This window comes from Altibacter sp. HG106 (assembly GCF_028561755.1).
Classification (GTDB): domain Bacteria; phylum Bacteroidota; class Bacteroidia; order Flavobacteriales; family Flavobacteriaceae; genus DFVG01.
This window is the reverse complement of the sequence record NZ_JAQQTD010000003.1, coordinates 336,906-355,960: the sequence shown is the minus strand read 5'-3', so window position 1 is coordinate 355,960 and position 19,055 is coordinate 336,906. Positions and strand designations below refer to the sequence as shown.

At 44.0% G+C, this 19,055-nt stretch carries 15 protein-coding genes; 8 read left to right on the top strand and 7 right to left on the bottom strand.

From position 1 onward, the window contains the following. Nucleotides 1–72: 72 nt before the first annotated feature. Nucleotides 73–1,215, top strand: a complete 1,143-nt coding sequence (locus PO830_RS06910; protein ID WP_272852807.1) for a cystathionine gamma-synthase — start codon at nucleotides 73–75, stop codon at nucleotides 1,213–1,215. Between the two features lie 74 nt (nucleotides 1,216–1,289). Here the strand turns inward: PO830_RS06910 and PO830_RS06905 are convergent, their stop codons facing one another. Further along, a complete protein-coding gene (locus tag PO830_RS06905) occupies nucleotides 1,290–2,099 on the bottom strand; it encodes a THC0290_0291 family protein (protein WP_272852806.1) in 810 nt (269 codons plus the stop codon). A gap of 249 nt (nucleotides 2,100–2,348) precedes the next feature. Between PO830_RS06905 and gdhA the strand changes: the two genes are divergently transcribed. The 3 genes from gdhA (at nucleotide 2,349) to recO (ending at nucleotide 6,802) form a co-directional block, all read left to right on the top strand. Continuing rightward, a complete protein-coding gene (gdhA, locus tag PO830_RS06900) occupies nucleotides 2,349–3,692 on the top strand; it encodes an NADP-specific glutamate dehydrogenase (RefSeq protein WP_272852805.1) in 1,344 nt (447 codons plus the stop codon). A 111-nt stretch (nucleotides 3,693–3,803) separates the two neighbouring features. Then, nucleotides 3,804–6,083 (top strand): type IX secretion system anionic LPS delivery protein PorZ, encoded by a 2,280-nt coding sequence (porZ, locus tag PO830_RS06895; protein WP_272852804.1) that lies wholly within the window; start codon nucleotides 3,804–3,806, stop codon nucleotides 6,081–6,083. Then, a complete protein-coding gene (recO, locus tag PO830_RS06890) occupies nucleotides 6,083–6,802 on the top strand; it encodes a DNA repair protein RecO (protein WP_272852803.1) in 720 nt (239 codons plus the stop codon). The genes porZ and recO overlap by 1 nt, the downstream gene beginning before the upstream one ends. A 31-nt stretch (nucleotides 6,803–6,833) precedes the next feature. Here recO and PO830_RS06885 read toward each other — a convergent pair whose 3' ends face one another. Then, nucleotides 6,834–8,111, bottom strand: a complete 1,278-nt coding sequence (locus tag PO830_RS06885) for a hypothetical protein (protein WP_272852802.1) — start codon at nucleotides 8,109–8,111, stop codon at nucleotides 6,834–6,836. A gap of 268 nt (nucleotides 8,112–8,379) precedes the next feature. Here PO830_RS06885 and PO830_RS06880 point away from each other — a divergent pair, with 268 nt between their 5' ends. Then, complete coding sequence (locus PO830_RS06880; protein WP_272852801.1) at nucleotides 8,380–9,816, top strand: SLC13 family permease; 1,437 nt, start codon at nucleotides 8,380–8,382, stop codon at nucleotides 9,814–9,816. Nucleotides 9,817–9,870: 54 nt separating this feature from the next. Here the strand turns inward: PO830_RS06880 and PO830_RS06875 are convergent, their stop codons facing one another. Then, the gene (locus PO830_RS06875; RefSeq protein ID WP_272852800.1) at nucleotides 9,871–10,248 is read right to left on the bottom strand and encodes a DUF779 domain-containing protein; all 378 of its coding nucleotides are present in this window, start codon (nucleotides 10,246–10,248) and stop codon (nucleotides 9,871–9,873) included. 1 nt (nucleotide 10,249) lies between these two features. Next, a complete protein-coding gene (gene exaC, locus PO830_RS06870) occupies nucleotides 10,250–11,773 on the bottom strand; it encodes an acetaldehyde dehydrogenase ExaC (protein ID WP_272852799.1) in 1,524 nt (507 codons plus the stop codon). Nucleotides 11,774–12,008: 235 nt separating this feature from the next. Between exaC and PO830_RS06865 the strand changes: the two genes are divergently transcribed. Beyond that, nucleotides 12,009–12,929, top strand: a complete 921-nt coding sequence (locus PO830_RS06865) for an AraC family transcriptional regulator (protein ID WP_272852798.1) — start codon at nucleotides 12,009–12,011, stop codon at nucleotides 12,927–12,929. Here PO830_RS06865 and PO830_RS06860 read toward each other — a convergent pair. Beyond that, on the bottom strand, nucleotides 12,926–13,432 hold the full coding sequence (locus PO830_RS06860; protein ID WP_272852797.1) for a GNAT family N-acetyltransferase: 507 nt from the start codon (nucleotides 13,430–13,432) through the stop codon (nucleotides 12,926–12,928). The genes PO830_RS06865 and PO830_RS06860 overlap by 4 nt on opposite strands. Nucleotides 13,433–13,643: 211 nt before the next feature. On the opposite strand from PO830_RS06860, the gene PO830_RS06855 reads away from it, so the two are divergent. After that, nucleotides 13,644–13,976, top strand: a complete 333-nt coding sequence (locus PO830_RS06855) for a single-stranded DNA-binding protein (protein ID WP_272852796.1) — start codon at nucleotides 13,644–13,646, stop codon at nucleotides 13,974–13,976. A 60-nt stretch (nucleotides 13,977–14,036) separates the two neighbouring features. Here the strand turns inward: PO830_RS06855 and PO830_RS06850 are convergent, their stop codons facing one another. After that, nucleotides 14,037–14,939, bottom strand: a complete 903-nt coding sequence (locus tag PO830_RS06850) for a histone deacetylase family protein (RefSeq protein WP_272852795.1) — start codon at nucleotides 14,937–14,939, stop codon at nucleotides 14,037–14,039. Nucleotides 14,940–15,035: 96 nt separating this feature from the next. Here PO830_RS06850 and PO830_RS06845 point away from each other — a divergent pair, with 96 nt between their 5' ends. Beyond that, entirely contained in the window at nucleotides 15,036–17,621 is a 2,586-nt protein-coding gene (locus PO830_RS06845; protein WP_272852794.1) for a phosphoenolpyruvate carboxylase, read from the top strand. Here PO830_RS06845 and PO830_RS06840 read toward each other — a convergent pair. Then, entirely contained in the window at nucleotides 17,618–19,054 is a 1,437-nt protein-coding gene (locus tag PO830_RS06840) for a hypothetical protein (RefSeq protein ID WP_272852793.1), read from the bottom strand. The two genes, PO830_RS06845 and PO830_RS06840, sit on opposite strands and share 4 nt — an antisense overlap. Nucleotide 19,055 lies beyond the last annotated feature (1 nt).

Genomic DNA, 19,055 nt, shown 5'->3' with positions numbered 1-19,055 from the left:
AATACAACAGAATTCACATTCAGAAAGGATTATAGTACTTTTGTTCTAGGAAAAAAACTGAAGACAGATTTTATGAAATTTAACACGAAAACAATCCATGGAGGTCAACACGATGTAGATCCCGCCTACGGTGCGGTAATGCCTCCCATTTATCAAGTAAGCACCTATTCTCAGAGCACTCCTGGGGGCCACAAAGGGTTTGAGTATTCCCGAAGCGGAAACCCCACCAGAGCTGCTTTAGAGCGTGCACTGGCGAGTATTGAAAACGGGCAGTATGGCTTAGCCTTTGGAAGTGGTTTAGCCGCTATTGACGCGGTGATAAAAACCTTACAACCGGGGGATGAGGTGATTTCCACCAACGATCTGTACGGAGGCACCTATCGATTGTTTACACAGGTATTTGAAGGATTTGGGATCAAGTTTCATTTCATCGGAATGGAAAATGCCGAGAACATCGAAGACTACATTAACGAGAATACCAGGATGATTTGGGTGGAGACGCCTACCAATCCCATGATGAACATCATCGATATTAAAGCCTGTGCGGAAGTTGCTAAAAAACACGAAGTCTTACTGGCGGTCGATAACACCTTCGCTACACCTTATTTACAACAGCCGTTAGATTTAGGTGCCGATATAATTATGCACAGTGCTACCAAATACCTAGGAGGTCATAGTGATGTAGTGATGGGCGCCCTTGTTGTAAACGACAAAGCCTTAGCTGAAAAGCTTTATTTTATTCAGAACGCAAGCGGTGCAATCTGTGGGCCCCAAGATAGCTTTTTGATGTTGCGCGGTTTAAAAACCTTACATGTACGGATGCAACGTCATTGCGAAAATGGTAAGGCGGTGGCAGAATATTTGGCGAATCACCCAAAGATTGAAGCGGTGTATTGGCCGGGACTGCCTTCGCATCCTAATCACGAGGTGGCCAAAGCCCAGATGAAGGATTTTGGTGGGATGATCTCTTTTGTCACCAAAGGAAATGATTACGAAGAAGCGATCAAGATCGTTGAAAAGCTCAAGGTCTTCACACTAGCGGAAAGCCTTGGAGGGGTGGAAAGTTTAGCGGGACATCCAGCCAGCATGACCCATGCCAGTATTCCAAAGGAAGAACGTGAAAAGACAGGAGTAGTCGATTCATTAATTCGACTGAGTGTAGGAATAGAAGATGCCGAAGATCTGGTAGCCGACTTAAAACAGGCTATTGGCTAGCGAGCAGATACCATTCGATATAAAAAAAGGCGCTTTTCTGAAAAAGCGCCTTTTTAATGGAATAATTATATGTTTTAATCGATGTAATAGATATATCCTATATTGATCCAAAAATTCCAGTCGTTTGCTTTATTCTCAGGCACATCAGGATTTAAACCGTCTACCCAATTTGATAGATAATAGGTCCAACGCGCATCTAGCATCAAGTCGCTCAATGGCCCTAATTTGTAACGTGTACCTAGACTCATCACAATGGCCCAGGTGGAATCTGAGTCTTGCTGAAAGGAATCAAAGTATTTTGCGGGAACCGTTTCCGGGTTGAAAATCTGGTTTCCGTCACCATCCACCCCGAGCACTAAATCCCCGAGTTCAGAATACACCTCTGGATCATAATTTACCCAGTGGGCTCCTAAACTGGCAAAGGGTGCCAACCGAAAGCCTCCAGCCGCGAAATCCCGAATGCTTAAGGGAAAATATTCCAATTGTGCTCCAAGTTCGATCACCCGTGTGGAACCTTTCATGGCGCGAAGTTGATTGGCGGTAATGGATTCACGATCCGGATCTACCCACTCTCCAAAATGTTCAAAATTGGTTTTGTGGTAGTCTAATTCAGACCGAATTTTAAAATGATCATTAAAGTAGGTATCTCTTGTATAGCAATTACAATCTGCCCGATAAGAGAAGTTGATGTAGTGTACTAGTCCAATCCCGATGCCCACATTCCCTGCGTTTGTTTCAAAATCATACCGTTGTCCGTAGTCGGAATAGAACACCACAGGACCGGTTATGACACCTATTTCATGAGAAAAGCCAAACTGGCTATGCAGGTCCTGCTTGGCAAATGCAAGAAGGAGAAATACCAATAGCAAATTCCTGGTATTCATGGTTAAAACGATTAATTTGAGACGAGACAAATATATAAAAACATATCTAACAGCGAAATATAATGCTTAATTTAAGTGTTTTTATGTGGTTTTTTTATCTCTTAATTTTTACATAACCCGTATATTTGCCACCAAAACGAAAACGTTTTCAGAAGCCAAATTAAGGGCGTTTGACTTTACATAAAACTCATTTCTGAAGCAAATCGTATTTGAACCTTAAATTTACTAATACCTATAAATTTTTAACTCGTGAAGCAAAGTATTAAAGATTTTATCGCTTCGGTAGCCGACCGAAACCCAAACGAACCCGAGTTCATGCAAGCGGTAACCGAAGTTGCCGAAACCGTGATTCCGTTTATCGAAAAGAATGAAAAGTACCAAGACAAGAAGTTGTTAGAGCGCATGGTAGAACCCGAACGCACCATTATGTTCAGGGTGCCATGGACAGACGATGCTGGTACCATTCAGGTAAACCGAGGCTATCGTGTAGAATTCAATTCGGCCATCGGACCGTATAAAGGCGGGCTTCGTTTTCACCCGAGCGTAAACTTGAGCATCCTTAAGTTCTTAGGGTTCGAGCAGGTATTTAAAAATAGTTTAACAACGCTTCCGATGGGCGGTGGAAAAGGAGGTAGTGACTTTGATCCTAAGGGGAAAAGTGATGCAGAGGTGATGCGATTTTGCCAGAGCTTCATGACCGAACTCGCTAGACATATAGGTCCTGATACCGACGTTCCCGCTGGTGACATTGGCGTAGGAGGCCGTGAAATTGGCTATATGTTTGGACAGTACAAACGACTTCGAAACGAGTTTACCGGAGTGCTTACCGGTAAAGGACGTAGCTATGGAGGATCTTTGATGAGACCAGAAGCCACTGGGTACGGAAACGTATACTTTGCTCAAAACATGTTGGAAACACAGGGGGAGAGCTTTAAAGGGAAAACAGTCGTTATTTCCGGTTCAGGAAATGTGGCGCAATTTGCAGCTGAAAAGGCGATCGAACTTGGAGGCAAGGTAGTCACCATGTCTGATTCCTCAGGATATATTTACGATGCGGAAGGTATTAGCAATGAGAAATTGGCATTCGTAATGGATCTCAAAAACAACCGTCGTGGTCGTATTAAAGAATACGTAGATAAGTATCCAAGCGCAAAATATCACGAAGATGCGCGCCCTTGGAATGAAACCTGTGACATTGCGTTACCGTGTGCCACCCAAAATGAACTCAATGGAGACGAAGCCAAAACCTTGGTTGACAACGGATGTATGTGTGTGAGTGAAGGAGCAAACATGCCGTGTACTCCCGAAGCGATTGAAGTGTTCCAAAAAGCGAAGATCTTGTTTTCCCCCGGTAAGGCTTCTAATGCCGGTGGAGTTGCTACTTCTGGATTAGAGATGTCCCAAAACTCCTTGCGATTAAGCTGGACCGCTGCGGAAGTTGATCAAAAGCTTCACAGTATAATGAACGATATTCACGCCGCCTGTGTGACCTATGGAAAGGACGGAGACGGTTATGTTGATTACGTGAAAGGTGCCAACGTGGCCGGCTTTGTAAAGGTAGCTGACGCCATGCTTGCGCAAGGCGTGGTGTAAAAGCATCACAAACGACTTAGAAAGGCTTCCATACAGGAAGCCTTTTTTATTGGACGATTGCGGCAATAAATAGTATTTTAGCTTGTTATTATAGCAATGTCATCAAACCCTATGAAGCCCATCGTTTGTATTCTGATCGTGCTGGCTACCTTTCGGCTTTCCGCACAGAACTTTGAAGACACCTGGTCTGATTTTTTCTCCTATGTGACGGTGAAGGATATCGTGGTTGGGAACGACCGCGTCTATGCCGCCTCTACCAATGCGGTATTTAGTTACGACCTCAGCACCCAAGAAATAACAACACTTTCTACCGTCAATGGTCTGGCCGGAGATCAAATTTCTACTCTGTATTACAGTCAGAATTTCAACGTATTGCTCATCGGTTATGAAAACGGACTCATAGAAGTGGTGATGGATGGGGAAGAAGACGTATTTACCGTGGTGGATATTCTCGACAAGCCCAGCATTCCTCCGGATAGAAAGCGCATTAATCAGTTTAATGAATACAACGGGCTGGCATACATTAGCACCGAATACGGAATTTCAGTGTTCGATCTGGCCGCTTTGGAATTTGGAGACAGCTATTTTATTGGGCCTTTGGGCTCACAAATCAATATTGCACAAACAGCCGTGGTAGAGCCATTTATTTATGCAGCTTCCACCGATGGCGGAATTTATCAGGCCGAAGTGGCCAATGACGATCTCATTGATTTTGAGGAATGGACCCCCCTTCAATCAAGTGCCTACAAAGGCGCGCAAGAGATTGGAGGGCAGCTCTATTTATTGCGGTCGAACGACGCCGTATTTCGATATGCGCCCGGCACCGGATTCGAACAAGTAGGAAGTTTTTCTACGGTAGTAGATTTTGAAGCCACCGAAGAGGCGTTATCCATTACCACCAATCGCGGCGTGCAGGCCTTCGACCTCAATTTTCAGACCTTGGGAGCTACGACTTCATTTCCTGACTTTGAGCCCTACGAACTTATTTCGGGGATCGCCTTTAATAATTTCTTTTATGTAGGAACACAATTTCAAGGGATGATACGAGCTCCTTTCAGCGGGTCCGGTACCGAGCAGATTTTGCCAGACGGCCCTATTTTAAATACTCCGTTTGCGCTGGATGTCACGCCGGGACAGGTTTGGGTGGTGTTTGGAGAAGTCTCGGTAACCTTTAATCCTTTTCCACTAACCTTCCGTGGCGTAAGTAACCTTGTGGAAGACACTTGGACCAACCTCGAAGTAGAAGAGGTCTTTAACGCCAACGATCTGGTACGCGTTGCCATCAATCCAGAGAATACATCTGAAGTTTATATGAGCTCTTTTCAGAAGGGACTGGTTAAAATTCAGGAGCAAACGCCCAGTGTTTTATTCAACGAAACAAATAGTCCGCTCGAACTCGCATTTGACGATCCGGATGCGGGAATACGTTTATTTGGCGCTTCTTACGACAATCAGGGAAACCTGTGGGTTACACAGTCGCGGGTGAATGACGGGCTTATTCGCGTGGGCCCGGGAGATAGTTTCACCAAGATAGACGTAAGTGCTATCATTACCGGAGAAGATGAACTGGCCTTTACCGAGGTAAAAGTAAATGATCAAGGGTTGGTGTTCTTCGGAACAGCACAAAGTGGATTGATAGGATACAATCCCGATACGGGCGCGTTCAATAGTATTTCTGAAGGAACCGGAAGCGGAAACCTGCCATCCCCCAACATTCGAGCCTTGCAGTTTGACAATAGCGGTAGGTTGTGGATCGGCACCCTCGAAGGACTGCGCGTTTTGTTCAACGTGGGTGGCTTTTTTGAGGAAGGTGCCAATACCGATGCCCAAGAAATTATCATTCTAGAAGACGGCGTGCCGCAAGAACTACTCTTTCAGCAATCGATTACTGATATTGAAGTAGACGGCAGTAATAATAAGTGGATCGCAACCGCCACCTCGGGAGTGTTTTATCTCTCCTCGGATGGGCAGGAGACCTTATTGCGTTTTACCAAGGACAATTCACCTCTGCCCAGCGATAATGTGCAGGATATCGATATCGATAATTTTACGGGTCGGGTGTATTTTGCCACTGCTAATGGCCTCGTAGCCTACGATGGAACAGCAACGGCGCCTCGTGACAACCTCGAAAATGTATATGCGTTTCCCAACCCGGTGCGGCCAGGATTTACAGGAAATGTGACTATCGACGGCTTAACTTCTAATGCCAATGTGAAAATCACCGATATTGAAGGGAATTTAGTCTTTGAAACCACTAGTGAAGGAGGAAGCGTGTTATGGGACACTACCGCCTTTGGAGAGTATCGTGTCGCTTCAGGGGTGTACCTAGTGCTCATTAGCACCGATGACGGAATCGAAACAACGGTCTCCAAAATTATGGTTGTAAGATAATGACGGTTACGACCCCGGCGATTGTACTAACTGCGGTAAAATATTCCGAAGCCGACCTGATTGTTAGCTGCTACACCAAAGAAGCGGGTCTAAAAAGTTATTTGCTTCGGAACTTACTAAAATCGAAACGCGGAAAACTAAAGCCCTCCTATTTCCAACCGCTTACACAACTCAATATCGATGCCGTCCACCGCGATAAAGGCACCTTAGAACGGATTCGCGAAGCTCAGGTAGCCTATCCGTATCAAAGTCTGCATACCGATGTGATAAAAAGTTCGGTTACCTTGTTTTTAGCCGAAGTCCTTAAAAGCAGCATAAAAGAGGAAGAAGCCAATGAAGCTTTATTCCAATTTTTACAGGAATCGCTATTGCGATTGGATGTCAGTTCAAAAAGCACGCATTTTCCGATTCTATTCCTGCTGAAACTTACCGCATATTTGGGCTTCTACCCAGATTTTTCCGAAGCGCAGTTGCCCTACTTCAACATGTTGGAAGGATCATTTCAGATGCAGGAATTTGGACACGCCATTAAAACGCGGGAAGCTGTTCAATGCATTTTGGCCTATAACGATCTAAGTTGGGAAGATGTGGGCAACGTTCGAGTGTCCAAAACCCAGCGTAAAGAGGCTCTAAGCTGGCTTTTGGAATATTACCAGTTGCATGTTGAAAACTTCAAACAACCCAAATCCTTAGAAGTCTTGCAAACAGTATTTAGCTAGCAATGTTTCAGGCTAAAATCGCCCCTGTTTCTTACAGCTTGTATTCAAAACCTAATTGAAAATTCAAGAACCGATTGGCGGCCTGATACAATTGAAGGTCGTCAACGCCCACTACGGTAAAATAGGCACGCCTCGGAGCATTAATGTGGGTATATAACAATGTGCCTTTTAAGCTTATATTTTCACTTATTTTAAGACTGCTGCTGGTTATCCACTCTAAACGATAATCCACTCGCTTATTAGAAAATGGACCTTCGCTAACTTCGTTTTCCAGGGCGCCGTCTGAAACACCTACTTTAAAATAACATTTCGATTTCAGACTGAATTTGTCAATTTTTAATTCTAGCCCAGACCCTATCACTGCCCGAACCAAATTTACGGGATCAAAGGAGCGTTTTTCAAAGATTGTATCCGTATATCTCAATTGAAGAGAATCGCTAGTGCGTTCACTTTCATAATTTATTCCCGCAAGCATTGAAAAGCGAATTTTGCTTTCTTCTTTTATAACAGAAAGTACAGACCGACGCATCGAATTGCGAAACGCGACTATCTCTTTTTTTGTCAACAAGCCTTGACCTCCTTTAAAACAAACGTTCTCGCTACAGCATGACAAAAATGCTTCCGATGGGTTTTTTCCAATTCGTTCGTTATTGCATTCAAAGGAACGCAGTTGATTGAATTTGGTTGCTCCCGCTGGTGTTAGCCTTTTTTTTCGTTCCGAAGAAATTAATTTCTCTTTGTTTTCTGGTGAAGTATTTTCTTTGTTGATGTTATCTTCTTTTGTCACAAGGCTGCTTCCGGAGAGATAGGCATTCCAAACCAGTCCTACCCCCACTTCATATCGCTGATCGATATTCAGAAAGTTATTCGAACTACGTCTAATAAAGGAATAAAACTCATATTGTAATTCATTGCCAATGTGATGATCATAAGACATTGCGAGGGTAGACAAATTTTCGATAAAGACCCCATCTCGTACCTGAACGTTTAAGGAGGATTCAAACTCAAATTCTCCTGGAAAGAAGCCTCTGCTTGCTTCCGCACTGACACGAAATTCGGACAGGTCCTGATTCTGAGAGTTTTTTAATGTAAGCCCAAAGCCCAGTTTCCCATTGATTTTGGTTTCTGACACCTCTTGTGCCCTAAGCCCTTTTAAAAATGGTTGTAAACCGGGTACCGAGTCATTGTTTTTCGAGATGCTTATTTTTTCTTGAATAGCAAGTTTATCAATTGCTTCTATGGATTTCTGACCAAAAATTTCATGCACTCCAAAAAAAATAAAAGCCGTTATCAATAATGCGATTTTCATAATAAGCGAATTAGCAATCACAAGGTAGAAATAGTCGTATGCTGTGAAATACCCAATACGGGGTATTTCAATGGCTTTGAGATGGTGGAATGCGATTATTATTACACCTTAATTTCCTGACTTCAAAGATGAAAGCTTTCGAATACTCAAGAGATCATGGCTACCCTCATGTTGCTTTTTGAATGTATAAATATTAGTTCCTTACATGAGCTCTCAACGATGTGGGGAGGTTTTTTTATCTTTCCGCATCATTTTAAAAGAACCAACCATGCACAAGGCGAAATGGATGTCGTTTCTATTAGGTCCTATCCTGTGTTTTGCGATCCTAGCCTACCCCGGCACACTTTTTAGCCCACAAATGGATGCTGTAATAGCGGTTGCCGTTTGGATGATCATTTGGTGGATTAGTGAAGCCGTCGCCATTCCGGTGACCGCCTTATTGCCAATGGCGCTATTTCCCTTATTTGGAGTTATGGATATAGGAAGCGTTACCGAGAATTATGCAAATCCTATTGTGTATTTATTTTTCGGAGGTTTTGTGATTGCGCTTGCGCTAGAAAAGGTACAATTGCATAAGCGAATCGCACTCTCAATACTAAAATTAACGGGTACACGGGCCAACGGAATCGTGCTCGGGTTTATGCTGGCAACGGCCTTGATGAGTATGTGGATTAGCAATACGGCAAGTACCGTGGTGATGTTACCCATTGCGGTTTCGGTCATCGCACTGCTCATGAACGATGCTGATGGTTTTACCAAAAACGATCAAAATTTTGCCCTAACGATCATGTTGGGGATTGCCTTTGCCGCAAATATAGGCGGCATGAGCACCCTTATCGGAACACCGCCTAATAGCGTAATGTTGGCTTTTCTGAACGAACAATACCAAATTGATATCGGCTTTTTTCAGTGGATGAAACTGGGCGTTCCCCTATCTGCGTTGTTACTTGTAATTACGTACTTGATGCTTGTTAAGGTGTTTTATCCAAACGGTTTGGGAAACCTGAAAGCGTCCGGTGATGTTATTCAAACCGAACTGGATAAACTAGGCCCCATGTCCAGAGGAGAAAAAACCGTACTCACCATTTTCATACTAACCGCCATCGCCTGGATGCTTCGTGGTCCGTTGAATCAATGGTTCCCCTCGTTAAACCTAACTGATACCACCATAAGTATGGTCGCTGCTATTGCCATGTTCGTGGTTCCTTATGAATGGAATAATCGAAAGTTTCCATTAGACTGGGACGATACCTCCAGACTTCCGTGGGGGATCTTGGTATTGTTTGGAGGCGGGCTCGCCCTGGCCTCAGGCCTTACTGAAGCCGGCATGATTGACGCTATAGGAACGTTTATTGAAACCAAAACCCACTGGAGTGTTTGGGTAATTACCGCGGTGCTCATTGGGCTCATGCTTTTTATGACTGAATTAATGAGCAACGTGGCCCTAGTCACCATTTTAGTTCCTTTGGTGGTAGGTATTGCTATAGGATTAGACGTGCCCATTCTGGAAATGGTTATTCCCGTAACCCTTGCTTCGAGCTGTGCATTCATGCTTCCCATGGCGACACCACCGAATGCCATTGTTTTTGCGAGTGGTCATATTAAAGTTCATGAAATGGCGCGTATTGGTGTTTTTCTGAATATCATCGCCATAGGGATTCTGATCACGATTGCTTATTACCTAGTACCTTATATCTTCTCATAAAAAAACCCGTCGTTTTTCGACGGGTCTTCAAAGTACATAGCTATTTTTAAAATATTAGGGTCCGTAGCGGATGGGTTGCAAATGGTCTCTTTCCGTTTCCGAATACATGCGCGACTTGATGACAAACCGTACTCCCATAGGGATTTCCAAAGAAAAGCTGGCACCTCTTCCGGGGGTCATATCCAAGGTGAGTTGTGTATGTTGCCAGTATTCAAATTGATCTTTCGACATATAAAAATCACAGTCGTATACGGTTCCTAACCAAACATCGTTTTCATTCAGCATGAACTCCCCTTTCTCGAAACACATGGGAGAAGACCCATCACAACAGCCGCCACTCTGATGGAACATCAAAGCTCCGTGTCGCTCTCGAAGATCATCTACAACTTTCTTCGCTTCGTTTGATATGGTAACTCTCGGAACGGTTTCCATTCTAAAAGAATCCTAGTGCTTTCTTATCATACGAAATCAACATATTCTTGGTTTGACGATAGTGGTCTAGCATCATTTTATGGTTTTCCCGACCAATCCCCGATTTTTTATACCCTCCAAATGGAGCATGAGCAGGGTAGTTGTGATAGCAGTTTACCCAAACACGTCCAGCTTTTATCGCTCTAGAGATTTGATAGGCCTGATGCGTGTCGCGAGTCCACACTCCGGCACCCAATCCGTATAGGGTGTCGTTAGCAATCTCAATGGCTTCCGCTTCGTCCTTAAAGGTGGTAACACAAACTACGGGTCCGAATATTTCCTCCTGAAACACGCGCATTTTGTTATTTCCTTTCAGAATTGTGGGTTTGATATAATACCCACCTTCGAGGCCTTCATTATAGGCGGCTTCTCCTCCGGCTAGAACCTCACAACCTTCGTCTTTCCCGATTTCAATGTAATTGAGGATCTTTTCATATTGATCGTTAGAAGCTTGGGCTCCCATCATGGTTTCAGAATCCAACGGATGACCTAGTTTAATAGCGTTGGTACGTTCTACGACGCGCTCCATGAATTTTTCATAAATACTCTCCTGAACCAGCATACGAGACGGACAGGTACACACTTCTCCTTGGTTTAGGGCGAACATGACAGCGCCTTCAATAGCTTTATCAAAGAAGTCGTCATCGGCATCCATCACGCTTTCAAAAAACACGTTGGGCGATTTTCCACCTAATTCCAACGTAACAGGCGTGATGTTCTTGGAAGCATATTGCATGATTAATTGTCCGGTTGTGGTTTCTCCGGTAAAGGCCACCTTGTTGATACGCGGACTAGAAGCCAGCGGTTTCCCAGCTTCCGGGCCAAATCCGTTGACGATGTTCAACACACCGGCAGGAAGGACATCTTGTATCAGCTCCATGAGAATCATAATGCCTACAGGAGTCTGTTCGGCAGGCTTTAATACGACACAGTTTCCAGCCGCTAGTGCCGGTGCCATTTTCCAGGTAGCCATGAGGATTGGAAAATTCCACGGAATAATTTGACCAACAACACCTAGCGGCTCTGGTACGTTTAAGGATACGGTGTTGGCGTCAAGTTCGCTCACACTGCCCTCTTCTGCGCGAATGACGCCGGCGAAATAGCGAAAATGATCGACCGCCAAAGGAAGGTCGGCTGCCATGGTTTCCCGAAGCGCCTTACCGTTATCCCAGGTTTCGGCTCTGGCTAAGGCTTCTAGATTGTCTTCCATGATGGAAGCGATCTTTAATAGCATATTGCTGCGTTCTGTGGCCGAAGAGCTATTCCATTGAGGGGCCGCCTCCCAAGCGGCATCAATAGCTTTGTCGATGTCTTCGGCAGTAGATCGCGCGACTTTGGTAAAACTGTTTCCGTCTACAGGCGAGACGTTTTCGAAGTATTCTCCCTTCACGGGAGGCGTCCATTTTCCGCCGATAAAATTGTCGTATTGCGATTTGAACTTAGGGGCAGCAATTTTTGGTTTTGAAGTGGTTTGTGCGGTACTCATAATCGTGGGTTTTAAAATTAATGTCGAATGGTGGTCTTCGGAATAAAAGAAATTCTTAGAAGCGACCTTCTCAAAGGTAGCGACCCATTTTCAGGAAGGTATGACGCATTCTATCAATTTGCTGAACGATCCTACCACCAGCTATGAAAATGATATATTTTCGACCATATTTGTGGTGTTTCTACAAGATTTGAGGTCTTATTTTATGTATCTTGTATTGTGAAGTAATTGATAAATGGAATTATCTCCTTCTTTTTTTCAGAATCGGACGCTACAACAATTGGTTGAGAATCAAACGTCGTACACGCTGAATCACGCAGCGATGCACGTTTTTGAAACCCATGAGCAAGCAGAAAAGGTATTACTTCAGTTTGATCAACCCGTCTTGGCGAGTATGTTAGAGGGAAAGAAGGTCATGCATCTACGAGATCACAACTCCTTTAATTTCCTACCAGGCGAGTCGTTGATCCTTCCCAGTGATGAATTAATGTGTATCGATTTTCCGGAAGCACAGCGAAATGATCCCACACGCTGTCTGGCAATGGCTATTTCCGAAGAAAAAATTTCGGACGTCATTACTACAATGAACGAAAAGCTGGTGCGTAGCGATGACTCAGGAGAATGGAACATGATCGATTACAATTTTCATTTTACCAATGACGAAGGGATCTATCAAATTTTGCGAAGGTTGTTGTTTTTATTTACCGAAAATCACCCTAATAAAGATCTGTTCGTGAACAATATGTTGCAGGAACTTATCGTCAGAATTTTACAGACCAATACGAAGAAGATCTACAGCGACAACGCGCTTCAGTTACAGAATACCCATCGGTTAGCCTTTGTGGTTCAGTATATTCGGGAAAACCTCCATCAAAATATTACTATTGAAGACTTGAGTAAGAAGGCCTATATGAGCGAGTCCCATTTTCATCGGGTTTTCAAAAATGAGCTCGGACTCTCGCCCATTGACTTTATTAATGAGGAGCGAATAAAACTAGCGAGTAGCTTATTGAAAGATCCTTCCAAAAAGATCAAAGAAGTGTATGTGGCCTGCGGCTTTGAAAGTAGATCGTACTTTAATCGAGTGTTCAAACGTAAGAAAAAGGTGTCGCCCGGCGCCTACCAGTCGAATGCAAATACGAACACCTTACTTTAATTAGGGCGCGTTAATTTATAGTAGTGCGCGTCTGGTATGCCATGACAGGGCGCTTTTTTCCAATAGCTAAATCCTAATTTTTCAAGGACTCGAATGGACGCTATGTTTTCTTGCGCGGCGCGACCTACGATTTCGTCTAGTTGCAGTGCTGTGAAGCCGTATTGTAATACTTCTTTAGCGCTTTCCGTAGCATAACCCTTTCCCCATTGTTCCTGATAAAATCGAAAACCGACATCTACCATGCCGTCTTCGTGTTTTTTTAAACCGCACCAACCAATAAACTGGTCAGTTTCCTTATCAATAACCGCCCAACGACCAAACCCATGTTGTTGATAATCGGAATAGGAAGCCAAGAACTCCTTCGCTACTTCCGGTGACTCAAACGGTGGATCTCCGGTGTATTTAACCACTTCCGGATCGGCATTCAATAGGTACATAGCATCGGCATCCATAACATTAAATTCCCGTAGAAGAAGTCGCTCAGTTTCTAATAAATACTTCATGTTTTCGCTATAAAAATTAAAATTAACAAAAAAATTCAAATTGCTGATAATTTTGTAAATACTTGATATTCAGAAATAAAAATAAATATAAACGTTTACAAACGGAAGTAAATAGATGACTACCGACTCGACCGAAAACACCGCCGCATCTTTGCCCTGTCGATAATTGAAATCGATAGTATCAATTGTTAAACCTTAAAATTAAATGATTATGAACGCACTTAGAAACAAAGTACAGTTGATTGGTAACTTAGGAAATGATCCAGAAATCATCACGCTTGATTCTGGAAAGAAATTAGCAAAATTCTCGCTAGCGACGAATGAATCGTACAAAAATCAACAAGGCGAGCGCGTAACCGACACCCAATGGCATAATGTCGTGGCGTGGGGAAAAACGGCCGATATTGTTGAATCGTATGTCACCAAGGGCAAAGAAATTGCCATAGAAGGTAAACTCACCCACCGCTCGTATGATGATAAAGATGGCGTAAAGCGCTATACGACTGAAGTAGTGTGCAGCGAGCTTTTATTGCTTGGCAAATAAACGATATCCAAAATTTTGCAAAGAACCCCTAGAAATTGATTAAGGGGTTCTTTGATTTAATTAAAAATAAAGTCCCTTTACGGTGCGATACGTATTTGCGTGGGCTTCAATAATCGTTTTGATCTCCGGAGAATAGCCGCCACCCATGCTTACTTGCGTGGGGATGCCCAATTTTTGAACCGCTTCAAACACCAATTGATCCCGCGCTTTGCAACCGTGCAGGGTACAACTCAATTTCCCTAATTTGTCGGTTTCCAAAATATCGACGCCACTTAAGTAGAAGATAAAGTCGGGTTTCACCCGGTCTATAAGCTTCGGAAGCGCTCGCTTAAGTGTGTCTAAATACTCCTCGTCCTTAGTTCCGTTGGGAAGTGGAATATCCCAATCACTGACTTCCTTTCGGAAGGGATAGTTGCTCTGTCCATGCATCGAAAAAGTGAATACAGCTGGTTCCTTTTGAAAAATCACTGCGGTTCCATTCCCCTGATGCACATCCAAGTCGATGATCGCTATTTTTTTTACCGCCGTATGTGAGAGCAACCAGCGCGCTCCTATCGCCTGATCGTTAAATAAGCAAAAAGCCTCCCCCCGGTCGGGATAGGCATGATGGGTTCCACCTGCAATGTTCATGGCGATACCGTGATCTAGCGCATAGCTACAACCTTCTACCGTTCCCTGAGTAATAATAAATTCCCGAGAAACGAGTTTTTCGCTTAGCGGAAAGCCGATCTTACGTGCCGCTCGTCGCTCCAGGGTCAGTTCCTTTAACGATCGCACATATTCCTTGGTGTGAACTGCCAACACGGCTGTTTCGTCGGGTGCCCCCGGAGTGAAAAAATTGGTTTCTTCACAGGTGCCTTCATACAACAATTGTTGATGCAAGAGCTCGTATTTACTCATCGGAAAGCGATGCCCTAAGGGCAGATTATGTTTGAAGATGGGATGATAGGCGATTTTCAGCAAAGCGATGTTTCGAGGGCTTTAAAATTATGATAAATTACAGGGATCACGAACACTTTGCTCAAAGCTTTTGTACCTTAGTGTGTTCAATTAAGCATCATGGCAGTACCTCCTAAACTCACCCGGTTCAATCAAAGCGTTCTTTCCCGTTACAATATTTACAACAGCATCTTTATGACGCTGCCCTTTGACGCGATCTCAAAAACAGGGGCGCTTTTGCCGCTCTTCCACGAAACCTGTGTCAATGGGTATGCCGAAGGAAAAGACGCCACAACGATCGTAGAAGAGTTTTTTGAAAAATATCAATCACATCGCGATACCAAACGACAGATCAATTTGCTCTTTCGATTTATTCAGTATATCGAACGCCAAGTAGTACTCTTTGATGCTATTGAAGACGCCGCCTTCCCGGTGGTCAATAATATGGATGGAATTGGAACCCTTCGCAGCCTCAAGGAAAAGGCCAGTTCCGAGAACAAAATGCCCTTGCTTCGGAAATTGCTATCCGAATTTCAGGTACGCATGGTCCTTACCGCGCATCCCACCCAATTCTATCCCGGAAATGTCTTGGCCATTATCACCGACCTGGCCAAGGCCATTAAAAAGAATGATCTTACCAATATTAATCTGCTGATGGGTCAGCTAGGGAAAACACCCTTCTTCAAGCACGAAAAGCCCACACCTTATGACGAGGCCGTGAGTCTTATTTGGTTTCTGGAGAATGTGTATTACAAATCCTTCGGAAAGATTTTCGATTATATTCAACAAAACATTTTTGAAGAAGAACCACTGCCAAACCAGATTGTCGAAATTGGGTTTTGGCCCGGAGGGGACCGCGACGGAAATCCTTTTGTGACGCCTGAAATTACGCTGAAGGTGTCTCGCCGCTTGCGACAAACCATCCTCAAAAATTACTATCGCGACATACGTAAACTGCGTCGCCGACTTACCTTCAGAGGGATTGAAGACCGCCTACAACGGTTGGAAAAACTTCTCTACGCCGCTGTTTTTGAAGATGCGTTCGATGAAACCTTCAGTTTAGAAGGCTTTAAAAAAGAACTGGAAACGATCAAAACCTTGATCATTCAGGATCATCAATCGCTTTTCCTTTCAGAAATAAACAGTTTTATTAACAAAGTACAATTGTTCGGTTTCCACTTTGCCACCTTAGATATTCGCCAGGATAGTAGGGTTCATCACAAAGTTTTTACCGCCATGGTCGACCAATTGCTGCAAGAAGGAGGTTCTAACCTTCCAGCCGACTACCATGAGCGTTCCGAAGCAGCTCAAGTAGCACTTCTATCAAAGATTGAAGGATCCCTTTCTCCGGAACAGTTTGAAGATACCCATGTGGCCAATACTATTAAAACCATTCAGATCCTAAAGAAAATTCAGCAGGAGAATGGCGAAAAGGGAGGGAATCGATATATCATTAGCAATAATCAAACGGCGCTCAATGTCATGCAATTGTACGCCATGCTCAAACTGAGTGCTTTCCAAGAAGATCTCACCGTAGATCTGGTGCCGCTTTTTGAAACTATAAATGACCTAGAAAACGCTCCCGAGGTGATGGAGCAATTGTATTCTAACGCTGTCTATCGAGATCACGTTCGTTCTCGAGGTGACCAACAAACGATCATGCTGGGCTTTAGTGACGGCACCAAAGATGGAGGTTACCTTATGGCCAACTGGGCTATTTTCAAAGCGAAGGAGGCATTAACAAGCGTTTCCAAAAAGTATGGTATCGTTGTTATTTTCTTTGATGGTCGGGGTGGGCCTCCGGCGCGCGGAGGAGGAAATACCCATCAATTTTATGCCAGTTTGGGACCAAATATCGAAGCTAAGGCGGTACAACTCACCATACAAGGTCAGACGATAAGCTCTAACTTCGGAACGCTGGATTCTTCCCAATACAATATGGAACAATTGATCAGTTCGGGGATTCAAAATTATCTCACCGATACGTCAACGAGTATGACAGCAGCCGACCGGGAGACTATGAACGATCTGGCAGAACGAAGCTATCAGGTGTATTCAGATTTTAAAAGCCACCCCATGTTCCTACCGTATTTGGAACGGATGAGCACCTTGAAATACTATGCGAAGACCAATATTGGAAGTCGGCCTTCCAAGCGCGGTCAATCCAACGAATTGGTGTTTAGTGATTTGCGGGCCATTCCTTTTGTGGGTTCTTGGAGTCAGTTGAAACAAAATGTTCCTGGATTTTTTGGGGTCGGAAGCGCTCTGAAACACTATGAGGAAACAGCTACTTTTGAGAAAGTACAACAGCTTTATACCCATTCCAGCTTTTTCAAAACGTTGATCGGAAACAGCATGATGTCGCTGTCAAAATCATTTTTCGATCTTACCAAGTACATGGCAGACGATCCCGAATTTGGCGCGTTTTGGAATATCATTCACGATGAATACCAAATGACGAAACGACTGTTGCTGAAATTAACAGGCTACGAAGCATTGATGCAACATGAGCCAGCGGGAAAAGCGTCCATTCAGGTACGCGAATCGATCGTATTGCCGTTATTGACTATTCAGCAATTTGCCCTGCGACATATTCAGCAATTAGAACGTGAAGGAACACCCGATCCTGAAGAACTGGCGGTCTTCGAAAAAATAGTTACGCGCTCCCTCTTCGGAAATATTAATGCGAGTAGAAATTCTGCTTAATCGAAAGAGATGAAGCGAAGTGAGATCACTTCCACTTCGGGATCCCAAATACCGAGAAGGTATCCTTCCGGTCGTTCTTCAAGGGAAAGTAATTGGGTTCCCTTTACCTCATCGAGTATGTCTGTAATTTTATAGAGAACAGACGAAGGATCAAATTCTTTGGTTTCGTGACCTTCCCATTCAATGGGCACTTCGAGAACATATGAGGTCCCGGCGAAGTGAGTTCCCAAATTTATAAGTCCGGGATTGGTATGATTGTTAATACTCATCGCGATGAGTCCGCCTACGGCTCCAAAGAGGTATAGCGTTTGAAGCATGGGGTCTACATGGGTGTCTTGCGGTTTTTTCCAGCTCCCCACTTCTAATACGATTCCATTGGGAGTGTCTTTAAATGCAATGGCTTGCGGGTGATCGGCTATTCTCTCAAACCAAACCCGTTTCATAAGTGCGGGATATTTCATAGCGACTCCCTTCTTCGTATAGCTATCAAATTTTTCTGCCTCAAATTCATCCCATTCAGAGGCTTCTAGAACGGTCTCGGTTTCAAGGTCAATCACCTTGATCGCCACCTTATTCTTTCCGAAGAACGCCTGGCCTAGTAGATTTTTATATAAGGTCGACTGACTTGCCAACTGCTTTTCGTTTGCAAGCTTTGGCTTGGGATAGGAGACGGTACTGATTTTAAAGGTTTCCAAAGAGACAGTAACCAATTGAGACTGTTCTGGAGAAATGTCAATAAGCCATTGCAATTGATCGTCGAACCGAAAAATCTTAAAACGTTCTGTGTTTTTCCGCACTCCCGGCGACAATTTTCGCTCCTGAATGGCGACGGCTTCGATAGCGTTTTCCCGTAATTCCCGGCGTAAGGATAAGGCTTTTCCCGCCGCATCCACAATGCCCAATGCTTCTGGGTTGATGAGGGTAGAGCGAACCACGGCATCGCCCAATTCATACAAGGCGAGCACCCCTTCTTTTTTTTGCAAGACCAACATCATCATATGGTCGTTATACGGAAAGCTGGTAATGATCTCAGCCAGTTTCAGCGGTACTTCATATTCGCCATAGCGTGTAATTTGTCCCACTTTTGGATCGAATGTCAGACTGGCCACACGTTTTTCTTTTCTATCGTGAAAATAAAAGGTGTATCCTTCTTTTGAAACTAGTTTTCCAATCGGTTCATCGTATGCGCGACGCGTTTTTTCTACCTGAATTTTTCGGAAGACACGCTGTAAACTGTCCAGAAAATAAAGGTGCATGTACCGGTCGTCGGTGAGGTACACCATAAACTCATCCTTCTCGGGATGGGTCATCGAAAAGCCCGAATTGACGGGCCAGTTATTGGGATTGTAGTGATCGAATCGACTTATTTCTTCCTGCGCATAGGTCGTTACAAGAACGCACCACAGAAGGATACTGAATACTCGGTACTGCATA